This window comes from Streptomyces sp. NPDC111744 (genome assembly GCF_055634995.1).
In genome coordinates this window covers 105,313-121,505 of record NZ_JBVKCG010000016.1, presented here as the reverse complement: position 1 = coordinate 121,505, position 16,193 = coordinate 105,313, and the positions used below count along the sequence as shown (strand labels likewise).

15 protein-coding genes are annotated in these 16,193 nt (G+C 71.8%); 7 read left to right on the top strand and 8 right to left on the bottom strand.

All coding sequences use genetic code 11. The annotated features are described in order from the left end of the window. Window positions 1–78: 78 nt before the first annotated feature. Together ACZ7OO_RS30400 and ACZ7OO_RS30395 are read left to right on the top strand one after the other, a co-directional pair. Window positions 79–597 carry a winged helix-turn-helix transcriptional regulator gene (locus ACZ7OO_RS30400; protein WP_471509578.1) on the top strand — a complete coding sequence of 173 codons (519 nt, stop codon included), beginning with the start codon at window positions 79–81 and terminating at the stop codon, window positions 595–597. Window positions 598–685: 88 nt separating this feature from the next. Next, window positions 686–1,048: a hypothetical protein gene (locus ACZ7OO_RS30395; protein WP_471509576.1), complete on the top strand. Its 363-nt coding sequence runs from the start codon at window positions 686–688 to the stop codon at window positions 1,046–1,048. A 372-nt stretch (window positions 1,049–1,420) separates the two neighbouring features. Here ACZ7OO_RS30395 and ACZ7OO_RS30390 read toward each other — a convergent pair whose 3' ends face one another. Beyond that, a complete protein-coding gene (locus ACZ7OO_RS30390) occupies window positions 1,421–1,840 on the bottom strand; it encodes a TOBE domain-containing protein (protein WP_471509574.1) in 420 nt (139 codons plus the stop codon). A gap of 275 nt (window positions 1,841–2,115) precedes the next feature. On the opposite strand from ACZ7OO_RS30390, the gene ACZ7OO_RS30385 reads away from it, so the two are divergent. Further along, window positions 2,116–2,805: a M24 family metallopeptidase gene (locus ACZ7OO_RS30385; RefSeq protein WP_471509572.1), complete on the top strand. Its 690-nt coding sequence runs from the start codon at window positions 2,116–2,118 to the stop codon at window positions 2,803–2,805. A gap of 257 nt (window positions 2,806–3,062) precedes the next feature. Here the strand turns inward: ACZ7OO_RS30385 and ACZ7OO_RS30380 are convergent, their stop codons facing one another. Then, window positions 3,063–3,977, bottom strand: coding sequence for a hypothetical protein (locus ACZ7OO_RS30380; RefSeq protein WP_471509570.1), 915 nt, complete (start codon window positions 3,975–3,977; stop codon window positions 3,063–3,065). A 4-nt stretch (window positions 3,978–3,981) separates the two neighbouring features. Beyond that, entirely contained in the window at window positions 3,982–5,067 is a 1,086-nt protein-coding gene (locus ACZ7OO_RS30375; protein ID WP_471509568.1) for a C40 family peptidase, read from the bottom strand. 745 nt (window positions 5,068–5,812) lie between these two features. On the opposite strand from ACZ7OO_RS30375, the gene ACZ7OO_RS30370 reads away from it, so the two are divergent. Further along, window positions 5,813–7,309, top strand: coding sequence for a hypothetical protein (locus ACZ7OO_RS30370; protein ID WP_471509566.1), 1,497 nt, complete (start codon window positions 5,813–5,815; stop codon window positions 7,307–7,309). Then, the gene (locus ACZ7OO_RS30365) at window positions 7,306–8,247 is read left to right on the top strand and encodes a lysylphosphatidylglycerol synthase domain-containing protein (protein WP_471509563.1); all 942 of its coding nucleotides are present in this window, start codon (window positions 7,306–7,308) and stop codon (window positions 8,245–8,247) included. The genes ACZ7OO_RS30370 and ACZ7OO_RS30365 overlap by 4 nt, the downstream gene beginning before the upstream one ends. Window positions 8,248–8,316: 69 nt before the next feature. Here ACZ7OO_RS30365 and ACZ7OO_RS30360 read toward each other — a convergent pair whose 3' ends face one another. From ACZ7OO_RS30360 to ACZ7OO_RS30340, 5 genes are read right to left on the bottom strand one after another with little or no spacing between them, the layout of a single operon-like run. After that, entirely contained in the window at window positions 8,317–9,063 is a 747-nt protein-coding gene (locus ACZ7OO_RS30360; RefSeq protein ID WP_471509559.1) for a response regulator transcription factor, read from the bottom strand. 56 nt (window positions 9,064–9,119) lie between these two features. Beyond that, a complete protein-coding gene (locus ACZ7OO_RS30355; protein ID WP_471509557.1) occupies window positions 9,120–11,771 on the bottom strand; it encodes an ABC transporter permease in 2,652 nt (883 codons plus the stop codon). Then, complete coding sequence (locus ACZ7OO_RS30350) at window positions 11,768–12,430, bottom strand: ABC transporter ATP-binding protein (protein WP_471509555.1); 663 nt, start codon at window positions 12,428–12,430, stop codon at window positions 11,768–11,770. The genes ACZ7OO_RS30355 and ACZ7OO_RS30350 overlap by 4 nt, the downstream gene beginning before the upstream one ends. Continuing rightward, window positions 12,417–13,151 (bottom strand): ABC transporter ATP-binding protein, encoded by a 735-nt coding sequence (locus ACZ7OO_RS30345; protein ID WP_471509553.1) that lies wholly within the window; start codon window positions 13,149–13,151, stop codon window positions 12,417–12,419. Before ACZ7OO_RS30345 ends, ACZ7OO_RS30350 begins: the two co-directional genes overlap by 14 nt. 7 nt (window positions 13,152–13,158) lie before the next feature. Next, window positions 13,159–13,827: a hypothetical protein gene (locus ACZ7OO_RS30340; RefSeq protein ID WP_471509551.1), complete on the bottom strand. Its 669-nt coding sequence runs from the start codon at window positions 13,825–13,827 to the stop codon at window positions 13,159–13,161. Between the two features lie 148 nt (window positions 13,828–13,975). Between ACZ7OO_RS30340 and ACZ7OO_RS30335 the strand changes: the two genes are divergently transcribed. Both ACZ7OO_RS30335 and ACZ7OO_RS30330 read left to right on the top strand, forming a co-directional pair. Beyond that, the gene (locus ACZ7OO_RS30335; RefSeq protein WP_471509549.1) at window positions 13,976–15,298 is read left to right on the top strand and encodes a HAMP domain-containing sensor histidine kinase; all 1,323 of its coding nucleotides are present in this window, start codon (window positions 13,976–13,978) and stop codon (window positions 15,296–15,298) included. Next, window positions 15,295–15,891 carry a response regulator gene (locus ACZ7OO_RS30330; protein WP_471509547.1) on the top strand — a complete coding sequence of 199 codons (597 nt, stop codon included), beginning with the start codon at window positions 15,295–15,297 and terminating at the stop codon, window positions 15,889–15,891. The genes ACZ7OO_RS30335 and ACZ7OO_RS30330 overlap by 4 nt, the downstream gene beginning before the upstream one ends. Window positions 15,892–16,193: the final 302 nt, after the last annotated feature.

Below are 16,193 nucleotides of genomic sequence, written 5' to 3'. Positions count from 1 at the left end.
TTGAATTTCCTACTTACCACGCCCGACGCTACCCCGAGTGAGTCGTGAAACACAACCAACCAGGGGTAATGTGGGCTCATGGACGTACAACCGCAGCCGGCCGGTGAGCCGCAGACGGCCGGCACAGGGGCCGTCACAAAGCCGCTTTCGGTGATGGCGGACATGCCGGTGGGCGTACGCCCCTGCTCGATCGCCGCCGCACTGCAGATCGTCGGCGAGCGGTGGTCACTGCTCGCGCTGCGGGAGATGGCGTACGGCGTGTACCGCTTCGCGAAGATCGCCGGCTACACGGGCGCGCCCCGCGACATCCTCGCCGACCGGCTGCGCAAGCTCGAAGCGGCGGGCGTGATCGAGCGGCGGCAGTACAGCGAGCACCCTCCCCGCCACGAGTACCACCTCACCCAGGCGGGGCAGGAGCTCTTCCCCGTCATGATCGGCCTGCTGCAATGGGGCGACAGGTGGGCGGTGGACACCCCTGCGGTCGCCTTCCGGCACGAGTGCGGTCACCCCCTGCGGATGGAGTCCGGGTGCCGGCACTGCGAGGGAGAGATCACTCCGGATTCGCTCTCCTTGCTGTCGCGCGACTCGCACACCTGACCTCGGCATACCGGCTTGCTGTTCGGATCGCGTCGACACCACTGGCGACCTGCCGGGCGGTGACCCCTGCAACGAGGGCCGCGTCCCTATGAGCCTGGGCGACGCACACCCGGACGTGGGAGACGCGGAACTCGCCCGTATCTGCCTGGACGAGGCGGTCAAGGCCATGAACCAGGCAGGGGCCGTCAGCACCGTCGCGACACCGGAGCAGCGGGACGGCACCGATTCCGGTTCCGGTGCCGAGGCGTGCGCCCAGGCCGTCGAACGCGCCCTGCACCTGCTCGCCCGCCGCCGCGCCGGCCGCGACACCCGGTTCACGGACGACGGACTCGTCCTCATCGAGGCCTTCCCGGCCGTACCCCGGCCGTACCCCGTCCGGTCATCGCCGGAGGCGGCGAACTCGCCGAACTCCTTCTCGAGGCCCGGCTGCTGGGCCGGCAGGCCACCGTGACGGCCCCCGCCCAGGACACCGTCAAGCTCCTCGCCGAGCAGCCGGCCGCCGCCTGCCTGATCGTCCTCAGCCATGAACCGGACGTCGAGATCCCGGCCCTGCACCCCGCGCCGACCACGGCATCGCCTACGTCGGCGGCGCTGGGCTCACGGCGTGCTGAGGCCCCGCGCCCAGGCCCTGGCCAAGGCCGGCCTCGACGAGACCCACATCGGACGTATCCACGGCCCGATCGGCCTGGACCTCGGCGCCCGCACCCGGCCGAGACGGCACCCGCCGTGTGCGCCGAGGTGCTCGCCGCTCTCGACGGGCGCGAGGCCCGGGTCCTGCGTGAGGAAACCGGGCCGATCAACGCCTGACGAGGTACGACCGGAGTCACGCGGTCGCGAGGGACACCTCGGTCGACTTGATCAGCGCCACGACCGGCGAACCGGCCGTCAGACCGAGGTCGGCGACCGCGTCCTTGGTGATCGCCGAGGTGAGCTCGCCCCCGTCGACCACGACCTTGACCGTGGCCATCGCCCCGCCCGTGGCGATATCGCTGACCGTGCCGGGCAGCTGGTTACGGATGGACAGCCCCTCCACCGGGCCCGTCGCGAGGGCGACCTCGGTCGACTTCATCATGGCCCGGACTGCCGACCCCTCGGCCAGCCCCAGGTCCTCGACCGCCTCCAGGGTGATCGCGGCGGTGAGTTCCTGACCGCCGTCCAGGCGTACCCTCACGGTCGCCATCACCTCGCCGGGGGTGACGGCGGTGACGGTGCCGGGGATCTGGTTGCGGATGCTCAGACTCATGACGAGGCGCCTCACAGACAGAGGGAAAGGGGTGAATTGCCATGCTTTGTGCTGATCATGAGTCCATAAACCAGCCGCTTTGGCAACGCCCGTTGTGCCTCCCGTCTCATTCACCACCCGTGTGCCCGTTCGGCCCTGGGGAATCCGAGAAAGCGGCGCAACGGCATCCTCGGCCGCCGAGCCCGCCGTCCCACCGGCGCGGCACCGAGGTCGTCACAGCAGGCTTAGTCCAATGTGATTGACTCACGAGTGCAGCGAAATCTACCTTCCGTGCTATGGCTCATGACGAACCCACACGTGCGGTACGACTGCTGGACGCCCAGGCCAAGGCCGTGCGGCTCTTCGCCGAGATGGAGAAGCGGGGGCTGGTGGCGCCGGGCGAGGGAGAGCGGGCGGTGAGCGACCGCGTCCGTGACCTGGCGAACGAACTCTTCGGTACGACCCGGCACTGGCACAAGCGGATCGTGCGCTCGGGCCCGAACACGCTCAAGCCGTACCGGGAGAACCCGCCGGACCGGGTGATCGGCACGGACGACATCGTGTTCGCCGACTTCGGGCCGATCTTCGAGGAGTACGAGGCCGACTTCGGGCGGACCTTCGTACTCGGCGACGACCCGGTAAAACGACGGCTCCGCGACGACCTGCCGAGGGTCTTCACCTCCGGCAAGCGGTTCTTCGAGGCCGATCCGGACATCACCGGGAGGCAGTTGTACGCCGAGGTGGAGCGGCTGGCCGCCGAGGCGGGCTGGGAGCTGGGCGGGTGGCACGCCGGCCACCTGGTCGGCGAGTTCCCGCACGAGAAGATCGACGGCGCGGACACCGAGTCGTACATCGCACCCGCCAACGACACGCGCCTGCGCCGCACCGACAAGGCGGGTCGTACCTGCCACTGGATCCTGGAGATCCATCTCGTCGAACGGCAGCGGGAGTTCGGCGGCTTCTACGAGGAGCTGCTCACACTCTGAACCGGCACGGGCAGCGCTCGGCTCTCCTCCCCGGCAGCAGGCCGCTGCTCCGGCCTAGGGGCTGTCTGACAATTCCCGTCGTCGCCCGGAGGGCGGCCTCGCGGCGTCAGGTGCGTGCTCTCGGCGTGCCGGGCGTAGGCCCTCGTACTTGGACGTACTTGGGTCTGCGCCCGGTGCGGCGAGTGGGGGTCCCCCCGGCCGAAGGCTGGGGGAGCGTGCATGGCGTCGCGAGGCAGACGGGAATTGTCAGACAGGCCCTAGGGCGATGGCTCGGTGGACCGGCCGGGCCGGCGGGTGAAACGTCGCAGGCCCCGTCGCGTGGGCTTGAGGGGTCTGTCCTCGGGAGCGATCGGGCCCTGGCCCGCGGTCACGGCCGGTGGTGTGGCTCCGGCCGGTACGGACCGGCCGCCCCGTTCGAGCCGGATCCGGACGGCCTGGGCCATGGCCTGGTGGGCCGGTTCCAGCAGCAGGCCCTCCGAGGAGAGGTGCTCCCACATGTGCAGCAACTCCTGCCCCCGGGTGGCCACCTGGCCCTCGTCGAGCAGCCGCTGCCACGCCGCGGTGGCGCGGGCCACCTCGGGTGCCGCCCGGTTCAGATCGGTGCGGCAGCGGATACGTGCGACGGTCAGTGCGAGGACGGTGGAGAGCATGTAGTCGCCGCGCTGATACGCGAGATACGCCTCGATCGCCCGGGCCTCCAGGGAGAGTTCGTCCTCCGCGCCTCTGCGCAGCGTGAGATGCTCCCGCAGTGCGCTGGCGAGGACGAACGCGGCGTGCAGCTCCTGGCGCTGCGCATGCTGGATGATGCGCTCGACGCGGGCCAGCGGAGGGAACGACTCCTCCTCCGCGGCCGTACGCTCGCGCCCGGGCGGCAGGTCCTCCTCGTCGGCGATGGTCCGGCTCGAACCGTCGGGGTACACCCGCAGACGTGCCACCTGCTGCACGGTGCGGTCGATGACGGTGGCCGCCACCGGGGCCCGCAGGGTGCGGGCGAACATGGCGATGGCGTCGAGTATCGCCTCGTTGGGGGGCCGTGTGCCGCCCATGTCCAGCAGATGGCCGTTGACCACCGTCGACCCGTCCTCGGCCACATAGGCGTCGAGCCGGATCAGCGGCGGTGCGCTCAGCGCGGGGAGGTTTCCCTCGTTACGGGGGGTCAGTGAGTAGGTCATCCGCTCAGACTCCGGGTCGGACGACACCGAGTATGGGCATGGACGCGGCCGGCGCGGTCGTGACCGTGCGTCCCGGGCGGGGGGCGTGGACGATCTGCCCGCCCCCTATGTACATGCCCACGTGCGTGGCGTCGTAGTAGATGATCAGGTCTCCGGGCTGCACGGAGGCCAGGCTGACCCGGGTCAGCCCCTGCCACTGCGCCTGCGAGGTACGGGGTATGGGGTGCCCGGCCGCCGCCCACGCCGTGGAGGTGAGTCCCGAGCAGTCGTACGACGAGGGGCCCACGGCGCCCCACACGTACGGTTTGCCGATCTGTGCCATCGCGAAGTCGACGGCCTTCGCGGCCGCTCCGCTCGCTTTCGTCCGGCCGCTGCCCGAGCCGGTACCGGTCGAGGTGCCGCCGCCGGAATCGGAGACCGTCCACTTGGACTTGGCCTCCTGCGCCTCCTTCTGCTCCAACTGAGCAAGCTTGCGGGTCTGTTCCTTCTTGAGTCCCGCCTCGATCTGCTCGGCCTCGGCGATCTTCTTCTCGATCTTGCCCTTCGCCGCGGCCTTGGCCGCGCGGCTGCTCTTCAGCTCCCGCAGTTTCTCCGCGGCGGCGTCGGTCTGCCGGCTCAGTTCCGCGCGGGCGCTCTTCTGACTCTCGGACACGTTGACCAGGTTCCGCAGGGCCTGGCGGGCCTGGGAGGCGTCGTTCAGGGCCTGGTCGGGGTGGTCGCCGAGCAGCAACTGGATGCCCGTGGAGTCGAGATTGCCCCCGCGGTACTGCGTCCGGGCGGCCGCACCCGCGAGGTCGTGCAGATCGTCCAGCCGGCCCTCGGTGCGGGACAGGTCCTTGCGGAGCGACGTCAGCCGCTTCTCCTGCTGGGTCGCCTTCACGTTCGCGGTGTTGTACGCCTCGGTGGCCACCTCGGCGGCACGGTAGAGGCCGTTCAGCTCGTCGTGGATTTCCTGGATCGACCTGTCGTTCTGCGGATCGGGTTCGCGCGGGGCCGCGTAACTCGGGCCGGGTAACAGGGTGATGGCACAGACGAGGGCTGCTATCGTGGCCCCGCTCCGCAGCTGTCTGCCGCCGTTCGACACGTTCATCGGCTCCATCTTCAGAGGTCGCGTGCAGGCGGCTCAGACGGATGACTTGCCCATCGCGGTTGCCACCGCGGTTCTCATGGAGGACCGTTCGAGCCTCGAACACACTACCTCCCTCTGAACGCCCACCTCTTGTATCCCCACGCGTGTCAACGCGCTCGCACGCAAAGGCGCCAGTGTTGTTCAGGTTCAGGTCGAGTCACGCGGTCGGCAGGGCGGTGGCCAACCGCTCCCGGACTGCCGCCGCCCTGGTCCGGGTCGGGGTGTCGAACCCGACGATGCTGAGCCGGGCCTCGTCCACGTGGTGCTCCCCTGTGATGGGGAAACCGCCGCACAACCGGTGCATCCGTGTCAAGAGGCATACGACCGCCTCACCGACACCAGGAGTTGCGCCACGGCACCGAAGTAGTACCTCGTCACCGGTATGAGCTGTGAGCGCTGCGCCGCGAGCATCACGGCCGTCCCCAGGGCCGTCGCCGCATGACAGGTGGGAGCCAGGACAGCGACGACGTCCGTCCCCGCCACCCGGTCGTCCTCCGCCGTGCGGTCCTCGTCGTTCCCGCCCCGCCCCAGGCGGTGATCTTCGCCTACGATCAGGGACCGCCCGCCCCGGCGCCCGCTGAACGGAAGGCAGCAGCGCCAAGGCGCCTTCTCACCTGCCTCTAACCCTACAAGTCGTAGGGTGGGATGTCCTCTGCCAGCTGTAGGAGGATCCTGTCCTGTGGCGTGTGACGACGAGAGGTGCAAGATGGCCGACGGCTCGAACGCCACGATGACCGGTGTCCCGCGCGTCGGCCTCCCCTCGCAGGCCGTCCGGCCTTGGCGCTCACGGGGCGAGCCCTGGCTCGGGGCGGTGGCGGCCGCCTTCACGCTCGCCCAGCTCGTCCTCGTACGGCCGGATCTCGGTCTCGGCTGGGACGAGACCGTCTACGTCAGCCAGGTCAGCGGTCACGTTCCTGCCGCCTACTTCAGCGCCCCCCGCTCCCGTGGCATCTCACTCCTCGCCGCGCCGATCGCATCGTGGTCCGACTCCACCGTCCTGCTCCGGATCTACCTGGCCGTCCTCTCCGGCCTGGCCCTCTACCTCGCCCTGCGAGTCTGGCGAGGCCACCTCGGGCCCGGTGTCCTGGCCTTGGCCGGTGCCCTGTTCGCCTCGTTGTGGGTGACGCTGTTCTACGGTCCGCAGGCCATGCCCAACTACTGGGTCGCGATCGGCGCCCTGGCCTGCGTCGGTTGCTTCCTGCGCGCCCGGGCGAACGCACGGGACCGGGCGGCCTGGTGGGGTGTGTTCGCGGGCGCGGCGCTGATGGCGTGGATGCGCCCGATGGACGCGGTCTACGTCGTGCTGCCCCTGCTCGCTCTCTCACTGCGCCGCCCGCGTCTTCTCGTCGTGCTGGTCGTGGGGCTGGTGGCGGGTGCCGGCGAGTGGGTGATCGAGGCGTATGCAAGCTACGGCGGGCTTGCGCAGCGCCTGTCTGCCGCCTCCGCCATTCAGGGCGGCCTTGGCTGGCACCTCGCGGTGGTCGACCAGTTGCGCAGTCTCGGCGGGCGCACCCTGTGCCGGCCCTGCACCGCATCGGTCCCCAGTCCGGTGGTGACCTTGTGGTGGTTCGCGCTGCCGCTGCTCGCCGTCCTCGGCGCGGTGGTCGCCGTACGTGCCCGGCGCGCGATGCCCGTCCTGCTCCCGGGAGCTTGCGCCGTCACGGCCGCCGTCCCCTACCTCTTCCTCATCGGCTACGCGGCCCCCCGCTTCCTGCTGCCCGCTTACGCCCTGCTCGCCCTCCCCGTCGCCCACGGCCTCGTCCACCTGATCACGGCCCCGACCCACAAGGCCGGACGTACCCTGGCCGCCGGCCTGGTGGCGGTCGGCCTGGCAGGCCATCTGGCCGTGCAGTACGTCGTCCTGGAGCACACCGTGCACAGCTCCGCCGCCTCCCGCGCCGACTGGACCCGCACCGCCGCCGCCCTCCACAGACTTGGGGTCCGGCCGCCGTGCCTGCTCAGCGGCTACGACGCAGTCCCAGTCGCCTTCTACACCGGCTGTGGCTCTGCCCAGACGGCGGGGCACGACGCCAGCACCACCCTGGCCGAGCTGACGCGTGCCGCTCACCGCACACCCTTCGCTGTCCTCGCTCCGCCGGGTGGCCGTCCGCCCGCGTACGCGCGCACCTGGCCCGAGGAGCAGGTGGGCGTTCTTCGGGCGTACCTGGCACCCGATGTACGGCAGGGGAGGCGACCGTCGTGACCGCGGCCGAGAGCCTGCCGATCACCGCGGGCAGGCGCCTGTACATCCAGCTGGGAATCACCCTGGTGGTGCTCGCCGCCGCCGGCGGGATGCTCGCCGCGCACCGGGCCACGCTGGACAGCGGCACCGACCGGCTGGCAGCCGGCGACGGGGAGTGGCTGGTGCTCGCCTGCCTCGCCGCCCTGGCCACCTGGGTGTGCGCGGCCGTGGCGCAGCAGGGTGCGGTGGTCGAACCGCTGCCCAAGGGGCGGCTGGTGGCCGCGCAGTTCGCGGCCGGCGCCGCCAACCACCTCCTTCCGGCGGGCGCCGGAGCGGCGGCGGTCAACCTGCGGTTCCTGACCCGGTGCGGGCTGTCCACTCGGTGCTCGGCGACCGCGCTGGCGGTGAAGGCTGCCGTCGGCGGGATCGTTCGGTGCGCGCTTGGTGTGGCCCTGCTGGTCGCCTCGCCCGGCACGGTCCCTCTCTCGGCGCGGGTCCCGCATGGGCTGGTCCTGCTGGTGCCGGTGGCGGTCGGAGCCGTCGCCCTGGCGGTCGCTATGAGCGGCCGCCTCAGACGAGTGGTGAGCCGGGCCTTCGCCGACGTGCGGGCCGTGCACCGGTGCCGGGCACGGGCCTGTGCGCTGTGGGGCGGGTCGGTCGCGTTCGCTCTGCTGCATGCCGGGGTGGTCGTTGCCGTGGGCCATGCGATCGGCCTCGGCCTCCCCGCGAGCCGTGTGGTCATGGCCTACCTGATCGCCAGCGGCGCGGCGGCGCTCCTGCCCACGCCGGGCGGACTGGGGTCGCTGGATGCCGCGCTCGCCCTCGCGCTCACGGCAGCCGGCGCGCCGGGACCGGCGGCGGTCTCGGCGGTCCTCGGCTACCGCCTGCTGACCGGGTGGCTGCCGATGGCCCCCGGGCTGCTGGTCCTGGCGCTCCTGGTCCGCCGCTCGGCACTGTGAACCGTCTCGACGCCTTGCCTTCCTCCTGGTCGCCGGGCCTGCCGTACCGGGGGCGCCGTGCGCACCTTCTCAATCCGGCGGATCCGGCGGCCGTTCCAGCCGGTACCCGTGCCCCCGCAACGTGGTGATCCGTGGCAACCGGGTCAGCTCTTCGCTCGCCTGTGCCGCCTCGGTCAGTCTGCGGCGCAGGCCCGCCAACGTCACGTCGAGGGTCTTGGTGGAGCCGAACCAGTTCTCGTCCCACACCTCGGCCATCAGCGTCTCGCGCGAGACCGCCTCGCCGACCCGCGCTGCCAGCACCGCGAGCAGGTCGAACTCCTTGGCCCGCAACGGGACTTCGACACCGTGCAGTGCGCAGCGCCGGGCCGTCACGTCGACGACCAGATCGCCCAGCCGCACCGGCTCCCGGGCCGGCGCGGCCCCCGCGTGCCGCCTGAGATGAGCCCGCAGCCGGGCGAGCAGCACGGTCAGGCTGAACGGTTTGACCAGGTAGTCGTCGGCCCCGGCGTCCAGTCCGGCGATGATGTCGATGTCGTCGGTCCGTGCCGTCAGTACGACGATCAGCAGGTCGGGGGAGAGGGCGCGCACCTGCCGGGCGACGTCCAGGCCGTCCATGTCCGGCAGTCCCAGGTCCAGCAGCAGTACCTCGTATGGTGCCCGAGCCGCTTCCTTCAGAGCGCTCGCTCCGGTGCGGCACCATGTCGGGGCGTAGTCGTGGCCACGCAGGCCGGTTTCCAGGTGGCGGCCGATGGTTTCGTCATCCTCGACGATGAGGACGCGCAGTCGGCTGCGGTCCGGTGCGGCGGGCGTGTGCATGCGCGACAGCCTAGGAGCCGCGGGGGCGAGGGGCTCGTCGTCGGTGCGCGCCGTGTTCACAGGTCGCGGAGCTCCTCCACGGCGGGACGGTGGCTGCTGCGGATGCCGTTGAGGGCCGCCGCCAGGATGGCGACGACGGCGGCTGCCCCGGTGAGTGCCAGGTAGGCGCCGGGGATCGACAGGGCCGCGGGTGGCGGATCGAAGACGCCCGTCAAAACCTTGACCAGCATCTGCGACAGGCCCCAGCCGATGAGGGCGCCTCCGGCCAAGCCACCGACGGCCAGCAACAGGGCCTCGGAGAGAACCATGCCGCGCAGGTGGCGCGGTCGCGCGCCGAGGACGGTGGCGATGGCGAAGGTGCGGCGGCGTTCGGCGAGCCCGAGGGCGAGGACGAGGCCGCCGGCCCCGGCGGCGAGCAGGACGGCGAAGGCGAGCTCGATGCGGGTGAGGCCGGCCAGGTCGACGGAGGTCAGGCTGGTGCCGACGGTGCCGCGGGTCTGGGTGAGGTCGGTGACGGTGGCCCGGGTACCCAGCTGCTGGCGCAGCTGCGCGGCTATCTGCTGCTGGTTCGTGCCGCCGGTGTCGAGGAGGAAGGCGCCGGCCGAGTCGTCGCCGGTGGCCTTGGCGATGTAGGAGGCGTTGGCGACGAAGAAGCTGTCCTTGGGGGCGGTGGGGAACTCCTTGGCGATGCCGGCGTAGTGGAAGGGGACCGTGCGCAGAGACTTGGTACGGGTGTCCTGGATGCGCAGGTTGACGGTGTCGCCAGGGGAGAGCTGGAAGTCTTTTACCGTCTCGACGCTGACGAGGAGGTTGTCCGGGCGCTGGGCGAGGCGCCGCATCAGCTGGTCGGCGGTACCGCCCGTGAAGTAGGCGTCCTGGAGCGAGGTGGCCTTGGCGATCGTGCCCGGTCGGATGCCGTAGAGGTCCTGCAGGTCGGAGCCGACGTAGGCGAAGCGGTGCTGGAGGGGTTCGACGTGCCGTACGCCGGAGGTCTTCAGCGCGGCCCCCGCAGTGGGTGGGACCTGGGCGCCGGGTGGTTCGGTGACCGTGACGTCGGCGCCGTTGGTCAACCGGGCGTCGACCTCGGCCTGCTGGTGGTAGGTGGCGTTGAAGACGGCGGTGGAGATCGCGAAGGAGACGGCGAGGGCGAGCAGGACCACCGACCTGGCGAACGGGCGGCGGCGCCGGGCCAGGACGGCGGCGGTGGTGCCGGCCAGGCTCGCGGTCAGCGGACGGACCAGCCGGGCCAGCGCGGGACGGCCGTGGGTGAGGGCGAGCAGGGTGAGGCGCCACAGGAGCAACGCCGCGCCGATCCACAGCAGGGCGGGGCCGAGGAAGGCCCAGTACGACACGGAGATGCTGGGGACGCCCTCGGGCGCGAGCACGAGTGCGTACTGGTTGCCGGAGGAGGCGCGGAAGATGAGCCACGAGCCGATCAGAAGGGCGAAGTCCAGGCCGTAGCGCATCCACCAGGGCGACCGGGAGCGTCGTACGTCCTCCTGCTTGCGGGTGTCGGCGACGGTGACCGTGCGCAGGTCCCGCAGGGCAGGGACGAGGACGGCGCCTGCGGCCACCGCGGCTCCGAGTACGAAGGCGACGGCGTACCAGACGGACCAGGTTCCCGCGCTCGCGCCGAAGGAGACCGTGCCGAAGGCGAGACGGCCGGTGAGGGCGGCGATGCCCAGCCCGGCCAGACCTCCTGCGAGGCCGATCAGGGCGGCCTCCAGGCCGGCGAGTGCGGTGATCTGACGGGGTCGCAGGCCGCGCAGCCGCAGCAGGCCCTGTTCCTGCCGGCGCCGTTCGCCGCCGGCCGAGGCGACCGCCGCCGTCAGCGCGGCGGCCAGCACCGCGCCCGGCACACCGAGGAAGAGGAAGAGGATCTGGGCGTACAGGGCGTCCTGGCGGGCCGAGCCGAGAGCTGCGCCGACGTTGTCGCCGACCAGGGCCGTGCCCGCGGAGCGGGCTTCGAGGTTGTGGGCGGCGCCGGTGACGGCGGAGTATGCCGAGGCTGGGTCGGAGGGCAGCCGCGCGGTGTCGCGAGCGGCGTGGATCTGGGTGGTGACACCGGTGGCGCCGCGGGTGAGGGCGGCGAAGCGGGCGGCGGGCAGCAGGACGACGTTGTCCGGGGGCGCGGTCGGCTGGGACTGGCTGGGGGCGCCGACGGTCTGGAAGAGGGAGTCGGCCTGGGGCAGATCGACCACACCGTCCACCTTCACTTGCCGCAGACCGGCACCGGGGAGCTGGACGCCGATGGTGTCGCCGGGGGCCGCGTGCAGGTTGGAGGCGGTCTGCTGGGCCAGCAGGACACCGGTGGACGAGCCGGAGAGCGTGCGGACGGCGTCGGGGAAGCGGGCGCGGTAGCCGTCGGGCAGACCGAGGGCTATGCCGGGGCCGGTGGCCTGGGTGCTTCCCTGCACGCGAGCGGTGAAGCCGCTGGTGTGCGCGAAGCCGACGGGCAGGGCGGTGAGGGTGCCCGGGGCCCTGGCCACCAGGGACTGGACCGTATGCGGGTCGGCGCCGGGCTGCACCTGGACCTGCCAGTCCACGGCGACCGAGCGCACGGCGCGCTGGGTCATGGTCGCCTTCGACGCGGTGAGGAAGGAGCCGAGCGCGGCGACCAGGGCGACCGCAAGCGCGATGCCGGTCAGGGCGGCCAGGAGCCGTCCGGTGCGGTGCCGGGCCAGACCGCGAGCCCATGCGGCGATCATGACACCTCCTCGGGTGCGAGCAGCCGTCCGTCGCGCATGCCGCGCCGGACGGTGAGCCGGGCGGCGAAGGCCGGATCGTGGGTCGTGACGACGAGTGCTGCGCCGGTGTGGTCGGCGGCCGTCAACAGGGCGTCCAGGACGCGGGCGCCGGTGGCGTGGTCGAGGCGGCCGGTGGGCTCGTCGGCCAGGATCAGACGGGGTGCCTGGGCCAGGACCCGGGCGGCGGCCACCCGCTGGGCCTGGCCGCCGGAGATCTCCTCGGGGAGTCGGTCGGCCAGGTCTGCGGCGTCCACGAGGGCGAGTGCCGCGAGCGCGCACTGTCGCGCCTCGCCCTCGGGACGATCGGTGAGGACCAGGGGCAGGGCGGTGTTCTCCACCACGTTCAGGGCGGGGATCAGGCTGTCGGCCTGGAAGACCAGGCCGATGTCGTACGGCCCGAGGTCTGCTGCGTGGGTGACGCTGCCGCTGGTGGGTTGTTCGAGCCCGGCGAGCAGGTGCAGAAGAGAGCTCTTGCCGGACCCCGAGGGGCCGACGACCGCCAGCCGGTCCCCGGCCCGGATCTCCAGGTCGGCACCGTGCACGGCCACGACCGCCTGCGGTCCCCGGCCGAAGGTCAGGGCCGCGTCCGTGCAGGTGACGAGCACTTCATCCGACGGCATCGGGTGCCTCCTCGGGGTCGTAATGCCGTGCTTCAGTGGCTTTTCCGTCAGTCAGGGTGATCACCCGGTCCGCGATGCGGACGGCTTCCCGGCTGTGCGTGACGATCAGCACCGCGCACCCCTCCGCGGCCCGCTCCCGCAGCATCGACAGGACCAACTGCTCGGTTTCGCCGTCCAGTTCACCGGTCGGTTCGTCGGCGAGCAGGACAGCGGGCGCGTTGGCCAACGCGACGGCGAGCCCGGCCCGCGCCAGCTCTCCGCCGGACAGATGACGCGGCAGGGCGTGTGCCCGGTCGGCCAGTCCGACCCGGGCCAGCAGTTCCTCGGCCGGGACGAGGGCCCTGCGGCCCCGGGCCCGCTGAGGCAGGCGGACGTTGTCCCGCATGCTCAGGTGCGGCAGCAGGTTGCGGGTCTGCAGCAGGACACCGATATGCCGGGCACGCAGCCGGGCGCGCTCGGTCTCGGGCCGATGGCTGATCCGTACGCCGTCGACGTGGACCTCGCCGCCGGAGGGCTCGTCGAGTCCCGCCAGGCACGCCAGCAGGGTCGACTTGCCGGCCCCGGACGGGCCCACGACCGCGACCGTCTCACCGCGCCGTACCGTCAGGGACACCCCCCGCAGCGCGAGTGTCTCTTCCTCCCCGGCCCGGTAGAAGCGGTACAGCTCGCGGGCAGTGAGGGCGTCGTGGGCGACGCCGCCAGTGTGTGTGCTGTCGGGCATGGTGCGCTCACCGCCAGGCGAAGGAGTCGCTGACGATGCGCCATGGGTCGACATTGTCGGCATTGACCGGCCCGGACAGGGTCAGATCCACCTCGTGCCCGGCGCGGTAGAACGCGTACCGCTCGAAGGCGTCCCGCACCACCTTGCCGGTGACCGGGTCCTTCGCCGAGTCGCCCTGGTAGGTCAGCAGGACCACCCGCCCGGCGTGCCGGTTCACCTCGCTCACCTTGGGCGAGGCGAACTTCGCCACCTGAGAGCGCAGTTGGGGTACGACCTTGTCGGTGACCGAGCCGACCGTGGGTGCGCCGGCGGCGGAAGCCGCCGTGATCCGCACGGTGTTGAGTTTGTCCGTGAACACGGTGCTGTTCCCCTGGGTTGTGCGGGCCCAGCCCTCGGGCACCTTCACGGTGAAGCCGGCGAAGGAACCGCCGGTCGGCCGGTAGGAGACGTACACCTGGTTGTCGGGGATGTCGCCTGGCGGGTTGGACTCGGTGGGCGCCGGGTTGTTCTGCCCGTTGCCGTTGCCACCGCCGCCACCCCCGGAGGAAGAGCCGGTCGCGGGAACGGCCGCGGATGTGGTGGAGCCGGATCCTGACGCCGACGCGGAGCAGCCGGCGGTGACCACTGCCACGAGGGCCAGTCCGACGGCTGCGTACGTCCTTGTGTGTGCTGTCATGGCGACTGGCCTCCCGGGAAGCCTCGACGGTCGATGGCACCGACGCTAGGACGCTGCCGGTTAACGCTCCGCTCGCCGAGGGTTAGGCGACGGCAAAAGCGTGTGGCGCACTGCGTCCGCCCAGGTGAGCCGCCCGCATGATGAGGGCATGAGACAGCGCGTGGTGCGAGTCGCCCTGACCGCCGCTCTGGTCGCCGTCGTCCTCCTCGCCGTCCCGCTGGCGCTGGTGATCAGGTCGTCCCTGTACGCCGACCAGCGCGACACCCTGGAGCGGTCGGCCCTGGCCGGGGCCGTACGCGTGAGTCCGGACTACGTGACCGGCGACCCGGTGGAACTGCCCGCGCCCCCGGCCGGCGGGCGTCTGGGCCTGTACGACCCCCAACTACGACTGCGCGCGGGCAGCGGCCCACGGCCTGGCGACACCCCGGCCCGTCAGGCGCTGGGCGGTGCGGCGGTACAGGGCCGGGCGGGCGCCGACATGGTGGTGGCCGTGCCCGTCTCCCACGCCGAGAAGGTGATCGGCGTCGTACGGGCTTCATCCCCCGCCGTCGCCGTACGCGACCGGGTCGTCACCGCCTGGGCGCTACTGCTCGGCGTGGCCGCAGTCGCGCTGACCGTCGCCGTGCTCGTCGCGCGCCGTCAGGCCCGTGCGCTGGTCGCGCCGCTGGAGGACCTCTCCCGCCACTGCCGGGCGGTGACCGAGGGCGACCTGAACGCACGGGCCGCCCCGAGCAGCGTCGCAGAGATCGACCAGGTCGCCCGCACCCACAACGAGATGCTGCACAGTCTCTCCGAACTCCTGCGCCACGAAAGGGACTTCACGGCCAATGCCTCCCACCAGCTGCGCACCCCGCTCACCGGCCTGCAACTCGCCCTGGAGGCGGGGCTTGCCCAGGACGACGACGCCCTGCTGCGGCCCGTGCTGGCCGAGGCGCTGGCCACCACCGAGCGCCTGCACCACACGGTGGACGAGGTGCTGCGCCTGTCCCGCTCCGGAGAGACGGCTCGCCCCACCGCCGGGACCATCGCCGTACGACAGCTTCTGCGGGAGACGGAGGAACGGTGGCACGGCCTCTTCGCCCAGGACGGCAGACGCCTGGAGTGCGCCACCCAGGACGCACCGGCCGACGTCCGCGTTCCGGGCGCGCCCGTGTCGGAAGTGCTCGGCATCCTGCTGGACAACGCCCGGATGCACGGGCGCGGCACGGTCCGGCTGGCCGCGCGGGACCTGGACGACGCCGTCGCCTTCGACGTGAGCGACGAGGGCGCCGTGACGGGCGAGCCGTCCCGGCTCTTCGACCGCGGCCGCACCGGCGACGGACGGGGAACGGGCATCGGCCTGGCGCTCGCCCGTGACCTGGCCGTCTCGCTCGGCGGCAGGCTCTCCCTGACCAGCCGACAGCCGACCACCTTCACCCTGCTCCTTCCGGTCGGCAAGGACGAGACAGAAGGGGCAGGGAAATCTGGGTGAGGCGGACCGCGTCGCCGTCCGTCGCGGAGGCCGCCGACCGCCGGCAGGCCGTCGACCTCGTCCGGCGGACGGCACCGGACGTGGTCCTCATGGACGTCCGCATGCCCATGATGGACGGCATCGAGGCGACCCGTCGGATCACGAGCGCCTCGCCATGTCGCGTCCTCATCCTGACCACCTTCGACCTCGACTCGTACGCGTTCGCGGGTCTGCGGGCGGGAGCCTGTGGATTCCTCCTCAAGGACGTCGTCCCGGCCGTACTGCACGAGGCGATCCGAGCCGTGGCCTCAGGCGACGCCGTGCTCACCCCGCGGATCACCCGCGACCTCGTCGACCGCTTCGCCAAGGTCGCGCCCTGGCCGCGCGACGAGGCGTCCGGCGCGCTGTTCGCCCAGCTGACGGCAGGAGAACGGGACGTCTTCCACCTCATCGCCACCGGCCTGACCAACGCGGAGATCGCCCGGCACCTCCTCCTCACCGGGGCCACCGTCAAGACCCACATCACGCGCATCCTGGCCAAGCTGCAGCTCCGGGATCGGGTACAGGTGGTGATCTTCGCCTACGAGCACCGACTGCGCCCGCACGGAGCCTGACCGCACTCGCCCGCGAGGCGGCGGAGACGGGCGCCCCCTTCGGCGTGCAGTAGTCCCGTCTCGGCGGAAGATTTCACGCAATTCGCTTACCGACTACGGCCTTGTAGACGCCAGGTGAACTGTAGATTATCGAGCGGGGGCGTCCATTCGCCCCTGTCCTGAACAGGGGATGTATGAATCCCCTGCCGGGGCGGTCGGACGAGCCTCCGGCCCGGCGGAACCTCGCCGACCGAACTTACTTCTACGTGCGGTAGTAGATGGCTTTCGGGCGGCCGAACACATGGGGTTGCCGGCGGCGGGGG